Source organism: Ewingella americana, from assembly GCF_006438725.1.
GTDB classification, from domain to species: domain Bacteria; phylum Pseudomonadota; class Gammaproteobacteria; order Enterobacterales; family Enterobacteriaceae; genus Ewingella; species Ewingella americana_A.
Genome location: NZ_RCZD01000006.1, coordinates 218,420 through 239,034, shown reverse-complemented (window position 1 = coordinate 239,034; position 20,615 = coordinate 218,420). Strand labels below are relative to the sequence as shown.

18 protein-coding genes and 1 pseudogene are annotated in these 20,615 nt (G+C 52.1%); 10 read left to right on the top strand and 9 right to left on the bottom strand.

The genetic code is table 11. From position 1 onward, the window contains the following. Window positions 1-5: 5 nt before the first annotated feature. From priB to rplI, 3 genes are read left to right on the top strand one after another with little or no spacing between them, the layout of a single operon-like run. Window positions 6-323 carry a primosomal replication protein N gene (gene priB / locus EAH77_RS13405; protein ID WP_072158217.1) on the top strand — a complete coding sequence of 106 codons (318 nt, stop codon included), beginning with the start codon at window positions 6-8 and terminating at the stop codon, window positions 321-323. A gap of 4 nt (window positions 324-327) precedes the next feature. Beyond that, window positions 328-555 (top strand): 30S ribosomal protein S18, encoded by a 228-nt coding sequence (rpsR, locus tag EAH77_RS13400; RefSeq protein ID WP_004392491.1) that lies wholly within the window; start codon window positions 328-330, stop codon window positions 553-555. A gap of 39 nt (window positions 556-594) precedes the next feature. Beyond that, complete coding sequence (gene rplI, locus EAH77_RS13395; protein ID WP_140473311.1) at window positions 595-1,047, top strand: 50S ribosomal protein L9; 453 nt, start codon at window positions 595-597, stop codon at window positions 1,045-1,047. Window positions 1,048-1,159: 112 nt separating this feature from the next. On the opposite strand, the gene EAH77_RS13390 is transcribed toward rplI, so the two are convergent. Next, window positions 1,160-1,879, bottom strand: a complete 720-nt coding sequence (locus EAH77_RS13390; RefSeq protein ID WP_140473310.1) for an OapA family protein — start codon at window positions 1,877-1,879, stop codon at window positions 1,160-1,162. A 287-nt stretch (window positions 1,880-2,166) separates the two neighbouring features. On the opposite strand from EAH77_RS13390, the gene fklB reads away from it, so the two are divergent. After that, window positions 2,167-2,787, top strand: coding sequence for an FKBP-type peptidyl-prolyl cis-trans isomerase (gene fklB, locus EAH77_RS13385; RefSeq protein ID WP_140473309.1), 621 nt, complete (start codon window positions 2,167-2,169; stop codon window positions 2,785-2,787). Window positions 2,788-2,913: 126 nt separating this feature from the next. Here the strand turns inward: fklB and ytfE are convergent, their stop codons facing one another. The 3 genes and pseudogenes from ytfE to EAH77_RS13370 form a co-directional block, all read right to left on the bottom strand. Continuing rightward, window positions 2,914-3,579 (bottom strand): iron-sulfur cluster repair protein YtfE, encoded by a 666-nt coding sequence (gene ytfE, locus EAH77_RS13380; protein WP_140473308.1) that lies wholly within the window; start codon window positions 3,577-3,579, stop codon window positions 2,914-2,916. A gap of 226 nt (window positions 3,580-3,805) precedes the next feature. Beyond that, window positions 3,806-4,108 (bottom strand): annotated as a pseudogene (locus EAH77_RS13375) (IS4 family transposase); the annotation flags it as partial. A 110-nt stretch (window positions 4,109-4,218) separates the two neighbouring features. Then, entirely contained in the window at window positions 4,219-6,168 is a 1,950-nt protein-coding gene (locus EAH77_RS13370) for a bifunctional 2',3'-cyclic-nucleotide 2'-phosphodiesterase/3'-nucleotidase (protein ID WP_140473307.1), read from the bottom strand. A 223-nt stretch (window positions 6,169-6,391) separates the two neighbouring features. Here EAH77_RS13370 and cysQ point away from each other — a divergent pair, with 223 nt between their 5' ends. Next, window positions 6,392-7,138, top strand: coding sequence for a 3'(2'),5'-bisphosphate nucleotidase CysQ (gene cysQ, locus EAH77_RS13365; protein WP_140473306.1), 747 nt, complete (start codon window positions 6,392-6,394; stop codon window positions 7,136-7,138). A 55-nt stretch (window positions 7,139-7,193) separates the two neighbouring features. Here cysQ and EAH77_RS13360 read toward each other — a convergent pair whose 3' ends face one another. Further along, window positions 7,194-7,751, bottom strand: a complete 558-nt coding sequence (locus EAH77_RS13360; RefSeq protein ID WP_140473305.1) for a YtfJ family protein — start codon at window positions 7,749-7,751, stop codon at window positions 7,194-7,196. A gap of 319 nt (window positions 7,752-8,070) precedes the next feature. On the opposite strand from EAH77_RS13360, the gene EAH77_RS13355 reads away from it, so the two are divergent. Further along, window positions 8,071-8,277, top strand: coding sequence for a DUF1107 domain-containing protein (locus EAH77_RS13355; RefSeq protein WP_140473304.1), 207 nt, complete (start codon window positions 8,071-8,073; stop codon window positions 8,275-8,277). An 87-nt stretch (window positions 8,278-8,364) separates the two neighbouring features. Here EAH77_RS13355 and EAH77_RS13350 read toward each other — a convergent pair whose 3' ends face one another. Continuing rightward, the gene (locus EAH77_RS13350) at window positions 8,365-9,744 is read right to left on the bottom strand and encodes a hemolysin family protein (RefSeq protein WP_140473303.1); all 1,380 of its coding nucleotides are present in this window, start codon (window positions 9,742-9,744) and stop codon (window positions 8,365-8,367) included. A 316-nt stretch (window positions 9,745-10,060) separates the two neighbouring features. Continuing rightward, complete coding sequence (gene msrA, locus EAH77_RS13345; RefSeq protein WP_161985802.1) at window positions 10,061-10,699, bottom strand: peptide-methionine (S)-S-oxide reductase MsrA; 639 nt, start codon at window positions 10,697-10,699, stop codon at window positions 10,061-10,063. Window positions 10,700-10,965: 266 nt separating this feature from the next. On the opposite strand from msrA, the gene tamA reads away from it, so the two are divergent. The 3 genes from tamA to EAH77_RS13330 are packed head-to-tail and all read left to right on the top strand — an operon-like array spanning window position 10,966 to window position 16,911. Next, complete coding sequence (gene tamA, locus EAH77_RS13340; protein ID WP_140473302.1) at window positions 10,966-12,705, top strand: autotransporter assembly complex protein TamA; 1,740 nt, start codon at window positions 10,966-10,968, stop codon at window positions 12,703-12,705. After that, window positions 12,702-16,529 (top strand): autotransporter assembly complex protein TamB, encoded by a 3,828-nt coding sequence (gene tamB, locus EAH77_RS13335; protein WP_140473301.1) that lies wholly within the window; start codon window positions 12,702-12,704, stop codon window positions 16,527-16,529. The genes tamA and tamB overlap by 4 nt, the downstream gene beginning before the upstream one ends. A 31-nt stretch (window positions 16,530-16,560) precedes the next feature. Then, complete coding sequence (locus tag EAH77_RS13330) at window positions 16,561-16,911, top strand: gamma-glutamylcyclotransferase family protein (RefSeq protein WP_140473300.1); 351 nt, start codon at window positions 16,561-16,563, stop codon at window positions 16,909-16,911. 117 nt (window positions 16,912-17,028) lie between these two features. On the opposite strand, the gene ppa is transcribed toward EAH77_RS13330, so the two are convergent. Further along, window positions 17,029-17,559 (bottom strand): inorganic diphosphatase, encoded by a 531-nt coding sequence (gene ppa, locus EAH77_RS13325; protein ID WP_140473299.1) that lies wholly within the window; start codon window positions 17,557-17,559, stop codon window positions 17,029-17,031. Between the two features lie 303 nt (window positions 17,560-17,862). On the opposite strand from ppa, the gene EAH77_RS13320 reads away from it, so the two are divergent. Continuing rightward, window positions 17,863-19,434 (top strand): methyl-accepting chemotaxis protein, encoded by a 1,572-nt coding sequence (locus EAH77_RS13320; RefSeq protein WP_140473298.1) that lies wholly within the window; start codon window positions 17,863-17,865, stop codon window positions 19,432-19,434. 73 nt (window positions 19,435-19,507) lie between these two features. Here the strand turns inward: EAH77_RS13320 and fbp are convergent, their stop codons facing one another. Further along, a complete protein-coding gene (gene fbp, locus EAH77_RS13315; RefSeq protein ID WP_140473297.1) occupies window positions 19,508-20,524 on the bottom strand; it encodes a class 1 fructose-bisphosphatase in 1,017 nt (338 codons plus the stop codon). Between the last annotated feature and the right edge of the window lie 91 nt (window positions 20,525-20,615).

Genomic DNA, 20,615 nt, shown 5'->3' with positions numbered 1-20,615 from the left:
TTGCCGTGACGGCGAATCGTCTGGTGTTGTCCGGCACAGTGTGCAAGACCCCCATTCGTAAAGTCAGTCCTTCGGGCATTCCTCACTGCCAGTTCGTGCTAGAGCATCGCTCGCAGCAGCAGGAGGCCGGATTTAACCGACAAACATGGTGCAGAATGCCTGTGGTTGTCAGTGGACAAGCGTCACAAGCATTAACTCACAGTATAACGGTCGGCACGCAACTCACTGTTTCTGGATTCATTAGTTGCCATCAAGGGCGCAATGGACTGAACAAAGTGGTGTTACATGCCGAGCAGATTGAATTGATAGATTCTGGAGACTAGCCTAATGGCACGTTATTTCCGTCGTCGCAAGTTCTGCCGTTTCACCGCGGAAGGCGTTGTAGAGATTGATTACAAAGATATCGCTACGCTGAAAAACTACGTTACCGAAAGCGGTAAAATTGTCCCGAGCCGTATTACCGGTACTCGTGCAAAATACCAGCGCCAGCTCGCTCGTTGTATCAAGCGTGCTCGCTACCTTTCTTTGTTGCCATATACTGATCGTCATCAGTAATAGGCCACTGTCCATAAACGACTTTGAGAGGTTAAGGTAATGCAAGTTATTCTGCTTGATAAAGTAGCAAACCTGGGCAGCCTGGGTGATCAAGTTAACGTTAAAGCGGGCTATGCTCGTAACTTCCTGGTACCACAGGGCAAAGCTGTTCCTGCTACCAAGAAAAACGTTGAGTTCTTCGAAGCACGTCGTGCAGAACTGGAAGCCAAACTGGCTGACGTTCTGGGCGCTGCAGAAGCTCGTGCAACTAAAATCAATGAACTGGGTTCAGTCACCATCTCGTCTAAATCAGGCGACGAAGGTAAACTGTTCGGCTCTATCGGTACTCGCGATATTGCTGACGCAGTGACTGCAGCTGGCGTTGAAGTTGCAAAAAGCGAAGTTCGTTTGCCGAATGGCGTTCTGCGTACCACTGGTGAACACGAAGTTGAGTTCCAGGTACACAGCGACGTATTCGCTAAACTGAATGTCGTAGTGGTTTCTGAAGCGTAATTACGCTGAAGTAAACCCGTGAGACGCCGGCCTTGTGCCGGCGTTTTGCTTTTCTGGAAATGCAAAAAAAGTCCCGAAGCCGCATATTGCCTAAAATACTGCGCATGAATAGCTAGCGGCTGCGCTGGTAACTGCCGTCAGCCTGGCGGGTAAACAGCACCGTCGAGTTCTGTTCATTGGTTACTTGCAGCGACGTCACGGCACCCTGCGCATTGCGCTGTATCTTCACTTCCTGCCCGGCCTTCAGATTACTCAGCGGTTTTTGATCGCCCTCGACTTGTGCCATCGCAAACACTTCGCCAACGGCCAGATTATTGTCACGGAACAACTGCGCCAGCGTCTGACCGGACTGAACTCGGTAACTTTTCCAGTTCCCCTGCGCAATTGGCTGAGGCGGCTCAGTGGCCGCCTGTTGCTGTTGTGGCTGAGGTTGCGCCAGTTGTGTGGTACGCCCCTGCTCGTTCCTCAGATCAGCCTGCATTGGAATCGATGCCGGTTGCTGCGGTTGTGACGGCGAATAGCTGTTCGGTGGCGAATAAGGCCACAGTAACGCTAATATCATCACCAGTACGCTGACGATTATCCAGCGGCGATGAGTGTACGGCAGTGGCGACATCCAGTTAAAATCATCGCTCATGTGCCAGGCTTTGCAGGCCAGCGCTTTGGCTTTACTCATCATTGATGGTTGCACTGGCGGCTGCTCTTGGGATTCGTCGCTTTCAGACAGCGGCGTAGTGTCACGCATCGGCCTTTTCATAATGGCAATCCAGGATCTCAACATGGGTTGATAAATACGGATGGCTTTCCTTCTCCTGGGCGGGATTCTGCCCATGACAACCTCTCTTTCTTACGCACAACTGCAAGTAAACAGAAAAAAATCATACCCGATTATTCTGTCGGATTTTCCCGGTAAGTATAGCGGGTTAACTGCTTGATGCGAAAAGGAACAAAGCACCAATAGCACGTAAGCGGTCCCTTAATGCGCAATGAATAACATAATTCCGATCTGTTTCCTGCAGAACTGCGGCAAGTGTCACCTTGCACTATAGAGAATTTTACCCAAAAGCCACGCGCTGTTATGCTGCGCGTTCGACTTATTTAAAGACTAAAGGAAACTCCATGACAACCCCTTCATTTGACAGCGTAGAAGCGCAGGCAAGTTACGGTATCGGCTTGCAGGTCGGTCAACAATTGCAGGAATCAGGTTTACAGGGTTTAGAGCCTGACGCATTGCTGGCAGGCTTACGCGATGCGCTGGAAGGGAATACGCCAGCAGTTCCGGTTGATGTGGTTCACCGCGCGCTGCGTGAAGTTCACGAACGTGCTGATGCAGTGCGCCGTGAGCGTCAGGAAGCGCTGGCAGTGGAAGGCCAGGAGTTCCTGACCACCAACGCCCAGCGTGATGGCGTCACCAGCACGGAATCGGGTCTGCAATTCTCTGTGATCACCCAGGGCGAAGGCCCGATCCCAGGCCGTCAGGACCGCGTGCGTGTTCACTACACCGGTAAACTGATTGACGGTACCGTGTTCGACAGCTCCGTACAGCGCGGCGAGCCAGCAGAATTTCCGGTCAGCGGTGTTATCGCAGGTTGGATTGAAGCGCTGACCCTGATGCCCGTCGGTTCTAAGTGGGAGCTGTATATCCCTCATAACCTGGCTTATGGCGAACGTGGCGCTGGCGCGTCCATCCCACCTTTCAGTGCGCTGACTTTTGAAGTTGAGCTGCTGGAAATCCTGTAATTCTTTGTAGAATGCAGTAATGAAAAGGGCGCAGATGCGCCCTTTTTACGTTTCCACGTCATACTTCAAGCCGTTGATAGATTGGCTGCTTTCCTGCAACTTGAACTATTTAGGGTGGGATCTGGACTATTCACCGCGCAGGGCACGTGGGAACAGCAGGTTATTTTCCAGATGAATGTGTTCCATTAAGTCAGTAATGAATTCATTGATCCCAGCATACAGCGCGCGCCAGGTAACACATGCGCCTTCCGGTGGCGTGACATTATCTGTCAGGCGTTTAATCTCTTCCAGAATCTCACCGGCATCATCATGTTCACGCTCCATGACAGATATCGGGCCGGCAGCCTGACGACCCATTCCACCACGGATCATCGGAAACAGAATCTGCTCCTCTTTCATCATATGGCTGGTCAGCTCGTCAAGGATTCGCTGTAACTGGAGCGCCAGACCGTGCGGACAGGGCGCTTTATCCCCATGAACACCTTCGACCTTCTCCGCCATCAGCACCAGTTCAGGCAGTTCCTGACGGTGACGGTCGTGATAGCGTGGAATGATGAAATCAATAATCTGAGCCAGCGGCGCAGTTTTCCAGTCAACCGAGGTGTCCGGTTGTTGTGCAATTTCCGCTAATTGCTGCTCAATCAGATCGATATCCAGCTCTTTTTTGGTCACAGCACGCAGCAGAGTTTGTTTACCACCGCAGCAGAAATCCAGATCGTATTGACGGAATAAGCGGGTGGCGCGGGGAATGGCAACAGCCAGAGCGCCAAGGGGTTGGTCGCGATAGTCCATGATGAAGCCTCGTTAAATGAATAAATCACATAACATGTATTATAAATACATGTTTAAGGCAAGGCTATAGCCCAAAGGAAGTATGGAAGAAATAAACGCCCCGGACGGGCTGAGGGATCCCCAGAAATATCATCAGTAGACCATGATGATGTCTCGGTAAGCCCTCGCCATTTCTTCATAAACACTGTCGGGGTTCATCCCCGACAGTATTCCCGGTGATTGTCGTATAACCACTCCAGTCAACTGCAATGACACAAAACGGAAGACGGTGAGTCAGGCGGGAAACCAGTTGCTGATAAATGGCAGGAATATCCTTAAACATCAAATCGTTGTTGAGATGCCTGTCGACACGCTTGATCTTGTGTTTAACGCGGGCTGTTCCGGGCAGCAATCTGCCGATACTGGTGAGGGAAAGAGAAGCGCCGCGAGTCAGTGCAACGGTCATATCTAGCAGAGCGTTTTTGCGATACTGATGTATCGAGCGGAGGGGCTGACTAAAGAATCTGTGGCAAACTTGAGAAGCAGGCACAGAGGGGAGACCTTACTTTTTGCTGGAACACTAAGTAGATCACAACCTTCTATGCCTGTCTTTATTTATGGGGAGCCCTCAGCCCGCAGGTGGAGCGTTTGGGGAAGGCATTATTTCTGCAAATCGACCTGATAAATTTCGAAGCCGATGGCGTCAGTGCCTTTGGCGGTCACCGGATACTGTGCGTGCGATTTAATAAAGGCCGCCGCTTTTTCACCCGGCGAGGTTTCGAAGCGGATATCCAGCGGTTGCGATGATTTGATTGGCGCCAGCTTCCAGTTGTTGTCGGCCGTTGGCGTGACTGCGCCGTGCCTTTGGGTCTCCGCGCTGATATACGCTGCGACGACCGAGCGGTTCTCATCCGGCGAAGCAAACGCAATATGGCTGTCACCGGTGCCGGCAAACTTACCGCCGTAGGCGCGGTAGTTATTGGTTGCAACCAGGAAGGTCGCTTTGAGGTCGATCGGTTTGCCGTTGAAGGTCAGGTTTTTGATCCGCCCGGCGTCTTTATTGATCAGCGTACATTCGCCGTCGAACTTGGCGGGCTGGCTGACATCAATCTGGTAATTCACACCATCAATTACGTCGAAATTATAGGTGCGAAAACCGTCCCAGTTAATCAGCGACTGCGGTTTGCTGCTGTTAACATCGATCTGATTGAACTGCCCGGCGGAACACTCCAGCCAGTCTTTGACTTCCTGACCACTGACTTTCATCACCACCAATGTGTTCGGATAAAGGTATAAATCTGCCGCGTTACGGAACGTCAGCTCACCTTTTTCCACTTCGACAAAACTGGCCGGATCGTTTTTACGCCCACCGACTTTAAACGGTGCCGCCGCAGAAAGTACCGGCAGATTGGCAAGATCCGGATCGCCCTGAATGAAGTGCTCGGTATAAGCTTTCTGCGCGTTATTGACGATTTGCACCGTCGGGTCATCTTGTACCAGCGCCAGATAGCTGTACATATTGTCGGTAGATTTACCCACCGGCTTGCTGACGAAATCCCGCGTAGCATTGTGATCTTCCGCCAACACTTTCACTAAATTTTGATCTTCAGCCGCCAAAGACTTCTTGTTGGCCTTGTCATAAATCGGCCGGGCTTCGGCTTTGGCCGTTTCAACCTGCCACTTCCCGCCGTTATTGTTGAGTACCATGTCTACCACGCCCAGATGGTCACCCCACATACCTGGCATCACCGCAGGAACACCGTTCAGCGTGCCCTGTTTGATATCCGCGCCCTTAATATTGGCAAACTCTTCACTTGGGAAGACGGCATGCGCATGGCCGAACATGATGGCGTCGATCCCTTTCACCTGGCTCAGGTAATAGACTGAGTTTTCCGCCATGGTTTTATAAGGGTCACCCGATAGCCCTGAGTGGGGGATCGCCACGATGATATCCGCGCCTTGTCTGCGCATCTCCGGCACCCATTTTTTGGCGGTTTCGGTGATGTCTGCGACGGTCACTTTGCCCTGCAAGTTGGCTTTGTCCCATACCATGATTTGCGGTGGCACGAAGCCAATATAACCGATGCGCAGATTATGGGTTTTGCCGTCGCGGTCTTTTACCGGGTTATCAGTGATTAAAAACGGTGTAAACAGCGGCTTGCCGGTTTTACTGTCGATGACGTTGGCATTCACGTAAGGGAATTTCGCCCCGGCCAGTGCTTTTTTCAGGTAATCCAGCCCGTAGTTGAATTCATGGTTGCCCAGATTTCCAACCACGTAATCCAGCGTATTCATCGCTTTATAGACCGGATGAACATCGCCCTTCTTCAGGCCTTTGGCCGCCATGTAATCACCGAGCGGGCTGCCCTGGATCACGTCGCCGTTATCGACCAGCACGGAGTTAGTGACTTCGTCCCGTGCGGCATGGATCAGGCTGGCAGTACGTACCAGGCCGAACTTATCCGTTGGTTTATCCTTGTAGTAGTCGAAGTCCATCATGTTGCTGTGTAAATCGGTGGTTTCCATGATCCGCAGATCCACCTGCGATGCGTGGGCTGAAACGGCAACCAGCGTAGCTAACAGGGATAACGTCAAGTGACGCGTAATCATTGCAGTGCCTCCAGAAAGGGGAATATCCATAAAGGGAAAAACCCGATATATATCTCAAAATTTGATGAGAATGTAATCAGTTGTCATAAATAATTGTGAGATGTAACGGGTATTGCGTGGTGGAATTGTTAACAGCCGCAGATTACGGGATGGCTATTCCGCCTAAAAAAAACTAGGCTTCATACATGACGTTGCGTTTATGAAAGAATGACTGAGGTGAAATATGTTAGATAAAATTTGCCAGCTGGCGCGCGATGCCGGTGATGCCATTATGGCGGTTTATGACGGTGAACAACCCCTTGACGCTCGCCAGAAGAGCGATGCGTCACCGGTCACTGCCGCAGATATCGCGGCACATAACGTGATTAAGAATGGACTGGCGCTGCTTGATCCGCAAACACCGATGTTGTCTGAGGAAGATCCACAGTCCTGGAGCGAACGTCAGGGTTGGAGCCGTTACTGGCTGGTGGATCCGCTCGACGGCACCAAAGAGTTTTTGAAGCGCAACGGTGAGTTCACCGTCAATATCGCGCTTATCGAAGACGGCAAGCCGGTGCTGGGCGTGGTATATGTGCCGGTCACCCAAGTGATGTACAGCGCCGCTGAGGGTAAAGCCTGGAAAGAGGAAAACGGCGAACGTAAGCAAATACAGGTGAAGGAAGCCCATCCGCCGCTGGTGGTCGTCAGCCGTTCGCATTATGACAACGATCAGGAGTTGCAGGATTATCTGTCACAGCTGGGTGAGCATCAAACGGTTGCTATCGGCTCGTCACTGAAGTTCTGTCTGGTTGCCGAGGGCGAAGCACAGCTCTATCCGCGCTTCGGGCCGACTAATATCTGGGACACCGGCGCAGGGCACGCGGTGGCGATTGCTGCCGGTGCGATTGTGCATGACTGGACCGGTCAGGCATTACTGTATACCCCGAAAGAGTCGTTCCTCAATCCGGGGTTCCGGGTGTCGTTGTTCTGACTGATTGACGGAGAGAAGCGCGCAGAGGGCGTGCTTCTCTCCGTCCCTGTATGTGCTATTGCTTGACTAACTGATGTAACAACGCCACCACTTGCTGAACCTCTTCCTGCGTCAACGCACCTTCTTTGACCCACTTAATCACGCCATCTTTATCCAGCACCACCACGGCAGAGCTTTTTGGCTCAAGCTCCCAGGCCTTTTTCACCCCGCCATTACTGTCGACAATGATTTGTGACCAGGGGAACTCCTTCTTACCGCTTTCAATACTGCTGCGCACAAACATGCCGGTTCCCATGATGGCGTCATCGGTATTGATGATTGTCGTCGTTTGGTAATGATCGTGCGGTAGATTGGCTGCCCTGATGGCATCGATCAGCGGGGCGTTCAGTGCTTTGGCGCTGGTGCGCCCGGCCATATGCTGCACTAGACGTACTTTACCGGGCAGTTTGGCACTGTTCCACCGGCTGTAGCTGAAGTCATTATTGACATAGTTCAGCTCACCTTTGTCATCAACGCCCACGGCGGGCAGGCGTTCTCCTGGCACCAGGTTGTGTGCACAAGCGAATAACGGGAAAACAACCAGAGACACCATAAGCAGGCTTTTTAACATCATACATACTCCCTATAAATGAGGCCGTAAAAATAGGCTGACCTGACAATCATAGAATCAGACAAGTGGTCTGTCCTGTTGGGATGTTAACAGTGTGTTATAGGTTACAGAAATGGCACGAATTGAAGGGTTATACTGTCGGAATGCGACAATTCTGGAAACCACACTGTCAAGACAAGTAAAAGCAGTTAAATAAACTGGAATAACCTGAACTCCCTGCTATGTTATATGTCTACTCACTGCGAATACGATGTCATTCAGGCTCTCATCGCAGCTTTACCCGGCCTGAATACGCAGTGATTTATCGGAGGAAAGTAGAAAAATGAGAATCTTCCAGCGCTACAATCCGTTGAAAGTAGCCAAGTACGTTAAGACGCTGTTCCGTGGTCGCCTTTATATTAAAGACGTCGGTGCATTTGAGTTTGACCAAGGCAAAATTTTATTGCCAAAAGTACGTGATAAGCGCCACTTCAGTGTGATGTCAGAAGTAAACCGTCAGGTGACGTACTTGCAGACTGAAATGGGCTAAATGCCTGGCGCAGATGACAACCACGGTCATCAGCACCAAAAAAAACGGCCCTTTTCAGGGCCGTTCGTGTTTCTGGCATTCACTCAATCATGATGAGTGATCGCCGTTTTTCTCGGCAAGCTTCTGTGCATTCTTCTCATCTTTGATTTCCTGCGGCGTCTTTGGCAACAACGGTGCGACAGGTTTATCGGTGATGCGGGTCACCAGCAGTTGGTCGATTTTGTAGCTGTCGATATCCACGACTTCAAACTTGTAGCCGGAGAACTTCACAAAGTCGGTACGTTTAGGGATTTTACGCAGCATGAACATCATGAAACCGCCGATGGTTTCATAATTACCCGCCTGCGGGAACGCTTCGATATGCAGTACGCGCATCACGTCTTCGATAGGTGTCCCCCCCTCGATAAGCCATGAGTTTTCATCACGCGTGACAATCTGCTCTTCCATGCCCTGACCGACTAAATCGCCCATCAGCGTGGTCATCACGTCATTGAGCGTAATAATCCCTACCACGAGCGCATATTCGTTGAGGATCACCGCGAAGTCTTCACCAGCCGCTTTGAAACTTTCCAGCGCCTCGGAGAGCGTCAGTGTATCGGGTACGATCAGCGCCGAGCGAATTTGCACGCCGCTGCTCAGCATCAGACTCTGATTACCCAGCACGCGGTTCAGCAGGTCTTTTGAATCGACATAACCCACGACCTGATCGATATGGCCGTCGCACACCAGGAACTTCGAGTGCGGATGGGTAGAAATCTTCTCTTTAATGCTGTCTTCGCTTTCGCGCAGGTCAAAGAAAATCACGCTCTCGCGTGAGGTCATAGATGACGGCACGGTCCGCGATTCCAGCTCAAATACGTTTTCAATCAGCTCATGCTCTTGCTTACGCAGTACGCCCGCCAGCGCACCGGCTTCCACTACGGCATAAATATCATCAGAAGTGATATCGTCGTTACGCACGGTTGGCAACTTGAACAGGCGGAAAATGACGTTAGCCAGTCCGTTGAAGAACCAGACCATTGGCCGGCACACGAACAGGCAGAAACGCATCGGGTTGACTATACGAACGGCAACCGTTTCGGGTGAAATCATACCGATGCGCTTCGGCGTCAGGTCAGCAAACAGAATAAACAGGCTGGTGACCAGAACGAAGGAGCAGATAAAGCTGACCTGATCGGCCATTTCTGGTGACAGGAAACGAATGAAAAACATTTTGAAGGCAGGAGAGAACGCGGCATCGCCGACAATACCACCGAGGATAGCGACGGCATTAAGCCCGATTTGAACAACGGTGAAGAACAGACCTGGGGTTTCTTGTAGTTTCAATACATGTGAGGCGTTGATGTTTCCTTCATCAGCCAGGAGCTTGAGTTTAATTTTTCGAGAAGCGGCCAGCGATATCTCCGATAGGGAGAAAAAGGCACTGATCGCGATAAGTAAGAGAATCAGTAAGATACTGTTTAACATAATCTATCCGTTTAACACCGATACAAAGATCGGCAGGGAAGGGTACTCATTGGATTGCTGTATAAAAGAAAACATCATTTAGAGCAAAAAAATCAAAGATAACAGCCAGAAAACCGTTTATCGGGCCACATTTGCGGCCCGCATAGTATAGCAGTAGCACTGAGATTGCCGCCAGCGCTTAAAAAACCCCCTGCATCCTTCAAATTACAGGGGTGTTGGCTGCCCTCATTCACCCGAATCACTTACCTGAGTAAGCTCATCGGGTTCTTTCGGTTGCCGTCTACCTGCAAATTGAATGATTTTGGGGGGGCTTTTATTAAAGCGGTAAGCACACACCGATACCACCCAGACCGCAATAACCTTCAGGATTTTTGAACAGGTATTGCTGGTGATCGTCTTCCGCATAATAGAACGGTAGGGCTTCGGTGATTTCAGTGGTGATGTGGCGCTTATCGCCCGCACTGTCCATCGCCTGCTGGAAACGTTGCAGGCTGGCCTGTGCGGCGTTTTGTTGCTCTTCGCTCAACAGGTAAATCGCTGAGCGGTATTGCGTGCCTAAATCGCCGCCCTGACGCATGCCCTGCGCCGGGTCGTGATTTTCCCAGAAGATTTGCAGCAAGTGTTCGTAGCTGATGACCTCCGGGTCAAAGACCACGCGAACCGCTTCTGCATGGCCTGTCTGACCGCTACATACTTCACGATAGGTCGGGTTTGGTGTGAAACCGCCGCTGTAGCCCGCCGCCGTGCTGTAAACCCCTTTCTGCTGCCAGAACAGGCGTTCTACGCCCCAGAAACAGCCCATCGCGAAAATGGCCACGTCCATATTGTCAGGAACATGTGTCATCGAATGGCCGTTGACCACGTGCGTGGTGGCGACCGGCATCGGGGTTACGCGGCCTGGCAAAGCATCTTCCTGCTTCACAATTTGGGCTTTATCGAAATGGGGTGTATCAATACGTGTGCTATCGGAATGTTGCACCACAGGAGACTCCGGCTGTTTATTTAATAACCTATTGCGGCCAAAAGGCCACGGTTAGTTGTATCTGATTGCGACTTTGCACACAATACGGGTTACGTTGCCTCGTCGTTGATAAATTTTCATGGATTAGCACTAAAATGCGTTAATCGGATTTTAAATAGGTGAATCTGCCGTGCTGCGGCATTAATTCCCTGACTGGCATCTGATATTTTAACAGGACAGTAAAATTAGCAGGAGTGCGCGTGCCACGATACCACCGGGAACTTTTTTTATTAGGTCTGTTGCTGGCTCCTTCGCTCTCCATGGCAGCGAAAGTACGTTTGCAGCTGGAAGGTCTCGATGGTGACCTTGAAAAGAATGTGCGGGTCCGGCTTTCCTCCATCCAAAGCGATGAAGTCGGTGCCGACGGGCGTTTCCGTGCCCGTGTCAGTGCGGCTATCGAGCAGGGTTTACGCCCTTTGGGCTATTACCAACCGACCATCGATTTTGATTTGCGCCAGACCCCACCGCCGGGCCGCCCGGTATTGATTGCCAAAGTGACGCCGGGAACGCCGGTAAAGATCGCAGGTACTCACGTGGTGATTGATGGGCAGGCGAGCAAAGATAATGAGTTTGAGGCGCTGAAGAAGTCGCGTGTCCCCGCCGTCGGCACCATTTTGAATCACAGCACCTATGATGATTTTAAAAGCGCCCTGACCGGCATGTCTGTGCGTAAAGGCTACTTTGATGCGGATATGCGTAAAAGCCAGCTCGGTGTAATTGAAGACGAGCACAAAGCCTTCTGGGATATCCAGTTTGACAGTGGCGAGCGCTATCACTTTGGCAAGGTCAATTTTCAGGGCTCGCAGATCCGCGAAGAGTATCTGCAAAATCTGGTGCCGTTTCATGAAGGCGATTATTACAGCTCGGCCGATCTGGCGGAGCTGAACCGGCGACTGGCAGCCACCGGCTGGTTCAACTCGGTGGTGGTGTCCCCACAATTTGACGGGGCGAAAGCCACCAAAACGCTGCCGCTGGATGCGGTGGTGACGCCGCGCACGCGAAATACCTTAGAAACCGGGGTCGGTTACTCCACTGACGTCGGTCCGCGGCTGAAAGCTAACTGGAAAAAACCCTGGGTCAACGATCGTGGCCAGAGTCTGGAGAGCTCGGTCAGCCTTTCGGCTCCTGAGCAATCACTCGATCTGACGTATAAAATCCCGCTGCTAAAAGACCCTCTCCAGCAATATTATCTGGTGCAGGGCGGCTTTAAGCGCGAAGACCTCAATGACACTAAATCTGACTCCAGTACCGTCAATCTGGCGCGTTATTGGGATCTGGACAGCGGCTGGCAGCGTGCGGTGAACCTGCGCTGGAGCCTGGACCACTTTACGCAGGGCAGCGTGACCAACACGACGATGCTCCTCTACCCTGGTGTGAACGTTAACCGCACCCGGCAGCGTGGCGGCCTGATGCCGACCTGGGGCGACTCCCAGCGCTACTCGCTGGATATTTCTGATACCAGCTGGGGTTCTGATGTCGACTTCGCCGTGATTCAGGCGCAAAACGTCTGGATCCGCACCCTGGCCGAGAAGCACCGTTTTGTCGTGCGTGGCAATCTGGGCTGGATTGAAACCAATGACTTTCAGCGTGTACCGCCGTCCCTGCGCTTCTTCGCCGGGGGGGACCGCAGTATCCGTGGTTATAAATACAAATCGATTTCACCAAAAGATGATGACGGCAAGCTAACCGGTGCGTCCAAGCTGGCGACCGGCTCGCTGGAATATCAGTACAACGTGACCGGAAAATGGTGGGGCGCAGTGTTTGTTGACTCGGGCGAAGCGGTGGATGACATCGCAAAAAGCAATGTTAAAACGGGTGCGGGTGTGGGTGTGCGCTGGGCCTCGCCGGTTGGGCCGGTTAAGTTCGATATCGCCGCACCGGTTGCCGACCAGAACGAGCATGGATTGCAGTTTTACATCGGTTTGGGTCCTGAATTATGAGTTTGTTTAAGAAGTTCTGCCTTGGTTTCCTGATTGCTCTGTTGCTGCTGGTGGGCACGGCGGCGTTTCTCATCGGCACGCAAACCGGCTTGCATCTGGTCCTCAGCGCTGCGCAGCGTTTTGTTCCCGGGCTGAATATCGCCAGCGTCGAAGGGGGCTGGCGCAACCTGACGCTGAAGGGGCTGCATTACGAAATGCCCGGCGTGGATGTCACGGCGGGAGAGTTTCATCTTTCAGTCGATCTCTCCTGCTTTAAGAACAGTGCGTTGTGTATCAATGCGCTGCGTCTGCGTGACGTTAACGTCGCGGTGAATACCAAAGCGATGACGCCTGCGGAGCCTGTCGCGGAACCCGAAAACAGCCAACCACTGACCAATCTCAGTACGCCTTATCCGATCACCCTGCGGGTATTGACGCTTAATAACGTCAACGTGACGATCGATGACCGTGCCATCTCCCTGGGGGAGTTGCGCACCGGTGCGCAGTGGCAGGACCGTTCGTTGCATTTGTTGCCGACCCACATTGGTGGCCTGTTGATGGCGCTGCCAAAAACGCCGGTCAGCCCGCTGCCGGAGGTTGTGCAGGCCGCGCAGGATAAAGCCGTCGAAAAAGCGACAGAAAAAGTCACCGGCAAACCGGCGGAAAAACCGGTCGTGGTTCCTGAGAAGCCACTGGGTGAAACCTTGCAGGAACTGTTTGCCAAACCGCTGTTGCCAGAACTGCCGGACTTCCGCCTGCCGCTGGATCTTAATATCGATCAGATCACCGCAGATAATTTGCGTCTGACCGGCGATACCGACGTGCTGATCACCCATTTCCTGTTAAAGGTCAGTACCCGCGATCAGGTCGTGAAACTCGACGCGCTTCAGGTGCGCTCGCCGCAGGGGTCGTTAGATGGTATCGGTCAGGCCACGCTCAACGGCAACTGGCCGGTCGAGATGACCATCAACACCGCGCTGAATGTGGACCCGGTGAAAGGCGAGAAGATCAAACTGAAAATTGGCGGCGCGCTGCGTGAGAAGCTGGACGTCGGCCTGAATCTTTCCGGTCCGGTGCGGGCGCAGTTATCCCTGGAAACCCAACTGGCCGAAGCTGGTCTGCCGCTCAATCTGGCGCTGGAAAGTACTACGCTGCAATGGCCGCTGACGGGTAAACCACAGTATCAGGTTAAAGATTTCAAACTGAAATTCAGCGGAAAAGCCACGGACTACGCGCTGTCTCTGCACTCTGATTTCAGCGGTGATCACATTCCACCGGCGACGCTGACCGTCGACGGTCAAGGTAATGTCGAACAATTCAAACTGACCTTGCTGCGACTCGCTGCGTTACAGGGGACGACTGACCTGACCGGCGTGGTGGACTGGAGTAAAGCCATCAGTTGGAACACCTTGCTGACGCTGAATAACATCAACACTGCCAAGCAGTACCCGGACTGGCCGGCGAAGTTGCAGGGCAAAATTGCCACTCGCGGTAGTCTTTATGGCGGCAGTTGGCAGATGCAGGTGCCGATGCTTGAACTCGACGGCAACGTGAAAAACAATCTGGTCAAAGCCCGCGGTAACCTGCGTGGTAATAGCTACGGCCAGTGGGATATTCCCCAGATGCATCTGGAGCTGGGGCGCAACAATATTGATGTGAAAGGTAAGCTTAGCGACCAGTGGGATCTCGATGCAAAAATCGATGCGCCGCATCTGGATGGCGCATTGCCAGGACTGGGCGGCGTGGCGAAGGGGATGCTGCAACTGCGGGGTGATCTTAAATCGCCAAAACTGCTGGCCGATCTCACTGCGACGGGTATGAAATGGCAGGCTCTGACCATCAGCCGCGTCAGCATCAAAGGTGACGTCAGCTCTTCTGACCAGATTCAGGGCAATCTTGCCGTGCGGGTGCAACAGCTTAAGCAGGATGCGCTGCAAATCAGTGACCTGACGCTGGATGCCAAAGGCAACGAAAAACAGCATGAGCTGAAGCTTAATATCGAAGGCAAACCGGTCTCCGGCCGCCTGGCACTGAGCGGCAGTTTTGACCGCACGACCGAGCAGTGGAAAGGCAACATCAACAATACGCTGTTTGATACGCCGGTCGGTGAATGGCGTCTGAACCGTGCGATTGCTCTCGAGTATTTCAACAAAGAGCAGCGGGTGACCGTCGGGCCGCACTGCTGGCAAAACCCGGATGCCGATCTGTGTGTGCCGAAAACCATTGAGGCAGGTGCCAGCGGACAGGCCAGCCTGCTGCTCAACCGGTTTGATTTGGCCATGCTCAAACCCTTCCTGGGGCAGGAGACCAAACTCAGCGGCGTCTTCAGTGGCAATGCTAACGTCAGTTGGAAGGCCGATGGCGGGTTGCCGCAGGCCAGTCTGTCGCTGGTGGGCAAAGGTGTGAAAGTACAGCAGCTGATTCAGGGCAATCCGCTGCCTGTGGCCTTCGATACGCTGAACCTTAACGCCGGGCTGAACAATGGGCGCGCCAATCTCGACTGGCTGATCAAGATTGCCAATAACGGTCAGCTTGACGGCAATATTCAGATTGCCGATCCGCAAGGTCGCCGTAATCTGAGCGGTAACGTCAATATCACCAAAATCTCTATGGCGCTGTTACAACCCGCGCTGATGGAGGGTGAAAAAGCCTCCGGTATTCTCAATGCGAATCTGCGTCTGGGGGGCGATGTACAAAAACCTCAGGTATTCGGGCGATTAGCCCTGACTGACGTCGATTTCGATGGTCAGTTCATGCCGTTCGACATCACGAATGCCAATATCAACATCAATTTCAACGGGATGTCATCGCTGATGGACGGGGTGATCCGCACCGCGCACGGTCAACTGGCGCTGAATGGTAATGCCGACTGGAGTGAATTGAATGCCTGGCGTGCACGTGTTTCGGCCAAAGGCGACCGCGTGCGGGTGTCAATTCCGCCAATGGTGCGCCTGGACGTCTCGCCAGATCTGGTGTTTGACGCCACGCCTCAGCTCTTCTCGCTGAATGGCCGGGTTGATATTCCGTGGGCGCGTATCACGGTGCAGGAGTTACCGGAAAGCGCGGTGGGTATCTCGCCTGATGAGGTGATGCTTGACGATCAGCGCCAACCCATTGCACCCGCCACGGCCTCGATTCCGATCAACAGCAATCTGATTGTAAATATTGGCGATGATGTACGCATCGATGCCTTCGGCCTGAAAGCACGTCTGAAAGGCGCGCTGAAGGTTGTACAGGACAGCCGGGGGCTGGGTCTGAACGGCCAGATTGATATTCCGTCCGGGCGTTTCCATGCCTATGGTCAGGATTTGCTGGTGCGTAAAGGTCAGCTATTATTCTCCGGTCCGGCCGACCAGCCGCTGCTCAATCTTGAGGCTATCCGTAATCCTGATTCGACAGAAAACGACGTTATTGCCGGGCTTCGCGTCACTGGCGAGGCCGATGCCCCTAAACTTGAAATATTCTCAGACCCGAGCATGTCACAGCAAGAAGCCTTGTCCTACCTGCTTCGCGGGCAAGGTTTGGACAGTTCGGGAGCCGACAGCGGGGCCATGACCTCAATGCTTATCGGTATGGGGGTTGCGCAAAGTGGTAAACTTGTGGGTAAAATCGGCGAAGCATTCGGTGTCAGTAACCTGGCACTGGATACGCAAGGCGTGGGAGACAGCTCCCAGGTGGTGGTCAGTGGCTATGTTTTACCCGGATTACAGGTGAAATATGGCGTCGGGATTTTCGACTCGCTGGCAACATTGACCCTGCGCTATCGCTTGATGCCTAAACTGTATCTGGAAGCTGTATCCGGCATCGATCAGGCATTAGATGTGCTTTATCAGTTTCAGTTTTAACCCATGTGACCTTTACTATACGAAACCAAATATGCGAATCATTGTTTATGGCAGTTTACGACGCAAGCAAGGCAACAGTCATTGGATGACGAACGCTCAGTGGTTGGGTGACCACGAGTTGGAAGGGTATGCGCTCTATAATCTGGGGCACTATCCGGCAGCAGTTCCAGGGGAAGGGAAAGTCTATTGTGAAGTTTACCGCATCACGTCGTCTATTATGGCTGAACTGGACGAACTGAAAAGTAATACAAAAGATTATAAACGTGAACTGATTTCCACCCCGTACGGCAGTGCCTGGATCTACGTCTACATACGTTCACTCGAAGGAGTACCGCGTATTGAAGGAGGAGATTGGGTGAAGCGTGCAGGTGATATGAAATGAGAACGCTGAGCAAAGTCGTTTAATACGTTGCTACATCTTCTCTTCTACCAGGGAGAGGAACATAAAAAAACACCGTCCATTTGGACGGTGTTTTTCTTTTCACTACAGCAAAAACCATTACTTGTTTTTAGCACGCTCGAAAGAGGTAACGATTTCAGCTTTCGCTGCTTCTGCGTTTTCCCATCCTTCAACCTTCACCCATTTGCCTTTTTCCAGCGCTTTATATTGCTCGAAGAAGTGGGTGATCTGCGCACGCAGCAGTTCTGGCAGGTCGTTCACATCGTTGATGTGATCGTACTCTTTGCTCAGCTTGGTGTGCGGAACCGCGACCACTTTGGCATCTTCGCCAGATTCGTCGCTCATTTTCAGCACGCCAACCGGGCGGCAGCGAATCACTGAACCGGGTTGCAGTGGGTATGGCGTTGGCACCAATACGTCAACCGGGTCACCGTCGAGAGACAGGGTGTGGTTGATATAGCCGTAGTTGCACGGGTAGAACATCGCCGTAGACATGAAACGGTCCACAAACAGCGCGCCGGTATCTTTATCTACTTCGTATTTAATAGGATCGGCATTGGCCGGGATCTCGATAACGACATAGATATCTTCTGGCAGGTCTTTGCCGGCCGGTACATTGAGTAAGCTCATTTTTGGTTTCCTTCGTTAAACCAGGAATGGAGTGCCGCACATTATAGCCAAGTCCGTCACGAATTCCCGCCCTTTTCGCGGTCAGCGTTTCTGGTATATCTCTCTTTTTAAGCTCGGATAATCCGCTGCATTTGGCAGGAACGTTTACTCCGTGCCAGCTTTACCTTGTAACTGCCTGTTTTACGGTTTTTTATCAAGAAATCTACAGGATTGCCGATAACAATTTACATAAAAACTCTGCATGGCCTACGAAGTACCTTTCTCGCATTTTCCTCCTTTTCATAAACAACCAGGTATCACAGTATGTTGAATAAGTTGAGCGTAAAGGCGGGATTGATCGCCTTGTTAGTTGTAATGACACTGATCTTATTACTGGTCAGTATTTTGGGTGCCAACGCGATTCGCCAGAGCGCCACCTCGTTGCAGCAAATCAACCAGCTGAAGGGTGATGAACTCGGCGCATTAGCCAATAGTTATAGTTTTTCTCTGCGTGCCCGGGTTGCCAGCAGTGTGGCGGTGCGCCAGATGGAAATCGGCATGATGGATGATTCAAAAGAGACTGCCAGCCGAGTGGCGGACTATATCAAACAGGCTGACCAGCAAATTGCCGTATTTATGGCGATTAATGATGAAGCTCAGCGCGGCGAAGATTTATCCAATGCGATAAAAGCGGCTTATGAAGCCTATAAATCAAATGGGCTTAAACCTGCGCTGGCGGCTATCGAGGCGCAAAGTACGGACAGTTATTATGATGTACTTGAAAATAAAATGACGCCGTACAGCAACGCTTATGACAAGGCGCTGACGGATTTTCGCGTCTATGCCAACGACACTGCCGATCGACATATCATCACTGCACAGAAACAGGCGCAGGTGCAGCTCATGGTCATTGTTATCGCCTGCCTGGTCGCCATTTCTATTGCGCTGTTGTCGTGGTTTGCCTTGCAGAAAATTATCATGCACCCGCTGAGTGCCTCTATCGCACAGCTTGAGTTTATTGCCGCCGGCGATTTAACCCATGAGATTGACGACTCTCGCAGCAATGAAATGGGGCGCTTACTGCGGGCGATGAAAAAAATGCAGGATGCACTGGCCGCGTCGGTTGGTCGTGTCCGTGACGCTGGTAATCAGATTGATGTCGGCACGCGTGAACTGGCCGCAGGCAACGTGCATCTGGCGCAGCGTACCGAGGAGTCTGCAGCCTCGTTGGAGGAAACGGCCGCCAGTATGGAGCAACTGACGTCAACTGTGCGTATGAATGCCACCAACTCTGAGCAGGCGAATCAGCTCGCAAAAAGCGTGTCGGGCATTGCTGATAAAGGCAGCCAGCTGGTGCATCAGGTGATGGATAAAATGCATGCCATCACAGACAGTTCCAAGCGTATTGCAGACATTATCACCGTGATTGATGGGATCGCCTTCCAGACCAATATTCTGGCGCTGAATGCGGCAGTAGAAGCTGCCCGCGCAGGCGAACAGGGGCGCGGTTTTGCCGTTGTTGCCGGTGAAGTGCGCAGCCTGGCACAGCGCAGTGCGCAGTCAGCCAAAGAGATCAAAGCGCTGATTGGTGATTCGGAAAGCCGTGTATCAGAAGGGGGAACGATGGTGAAATCCGCGGCGGCAACCATGACGGAGATCGCCAGCGAAGTGCGTCGCGTTACCAGTCTGATGAATGAAATCTCTATTGCGACCAGCGAACAAACTCACGGTATCGAACAGGTTAATATTGCCATCGCGCAGATGGATCAGGTGGCGCAGCAAAATGCGACCCTGGTGGAAGAAGCGACGGCCGCCACGCGTTCACTGGAAGAGCAGGCGCAACTGCTGGCGCAAAGCGTGTCGGTGTTCAAACTCAATCAGCAGGATTTTGCCTGAAGCGATGCCGTCATAAAAAAAGGGTTCAGCTTGTGCTGAACCCTTGAAGGTAAGTTACAGAGATAAAACGTTTTTATTGTGGGTAAGCTTCGTCCGGGAACTGCGCAATAAAGCGTTCTGCATCTTCTACCATCGAACTGTTGCCGACGAAGAACGGTGCGCGTTCGTGCAGTTTTTGCGGAACAATATCCAGAATGCGGTTTTTACCATCACTGGCTTTGCCGCCCGCTTGTTCAGCCAGGAAGGCCATCGGGTTGCATTCGTACAACAGACGCAGTTTGCCGGCAGGATGGCTGGCAGTACTTGGGTAAATATAGATGCCGCCTTTGAGCAGGTTACGGTGGAAGTCAGCAACCAGCGAACCGATATAGCGTGAGGTATAAGGGCGCAGTGTGGCTTCGTCCTCCTCCTGGCAATACTTAATGTATTTTTTAACACCGAGCGGGAATTTGATGTAGTTGCCTTCATTGATTGAGTACATGCTGCCCTTTTCAGGGAAACGGACTTTTTCATGGGACAGGCAAAAGACGCCAAGTGAAGGATCATAAGTGAAGGCATGAACACCGACACCGGTGGTGTAAACCAGCATGGTAGAGGAGCCATAAACCACATAACCCGCTGCAACCTGGCGGTTACCCGGTTGCAGGAAGTCGGCTTCGGTGACTGACTGACCCAGGGGCGTAGTACGGCGGTAAATGGAGAAAATGGTCCCCACGGAGACGTTAACATCAATGTTTGAGGAGCCATCCAGAGGGTCCATCAGGATCACGTATTTTGCATTTTCAGCACGTTCCCCTTCAAAAATGACGATCTCATCTTCTTCTTCAGACGCGATACCGGCAATTTCACCGCGCGCTTTCATGGCTGCTTTTAACTTTTCATTGGCGTACAGGTCGAGTTTCATCTGAACTTCGCCCTGCACATTTTCCACACCACTGACACCGAGGATATCGACCAGCCCGGCTTTGTTGATGTCTCGGTGAATAATTTTTGCGCCGAGCTTTATTGCTGAAAGGAGGGCGGTGAGTTCACCAGTCGCATGTGGAAAATCCTGCTGCTTTTCAACAATAAATTCGCCTAACGTTTTCATGACGCATTCCCTGAATCTAGGATGGATAACGGTTCGTTAATAAACCTTTTACATTAACGTGGGCAGTTTAGCCCAAATATATGGATGAAAC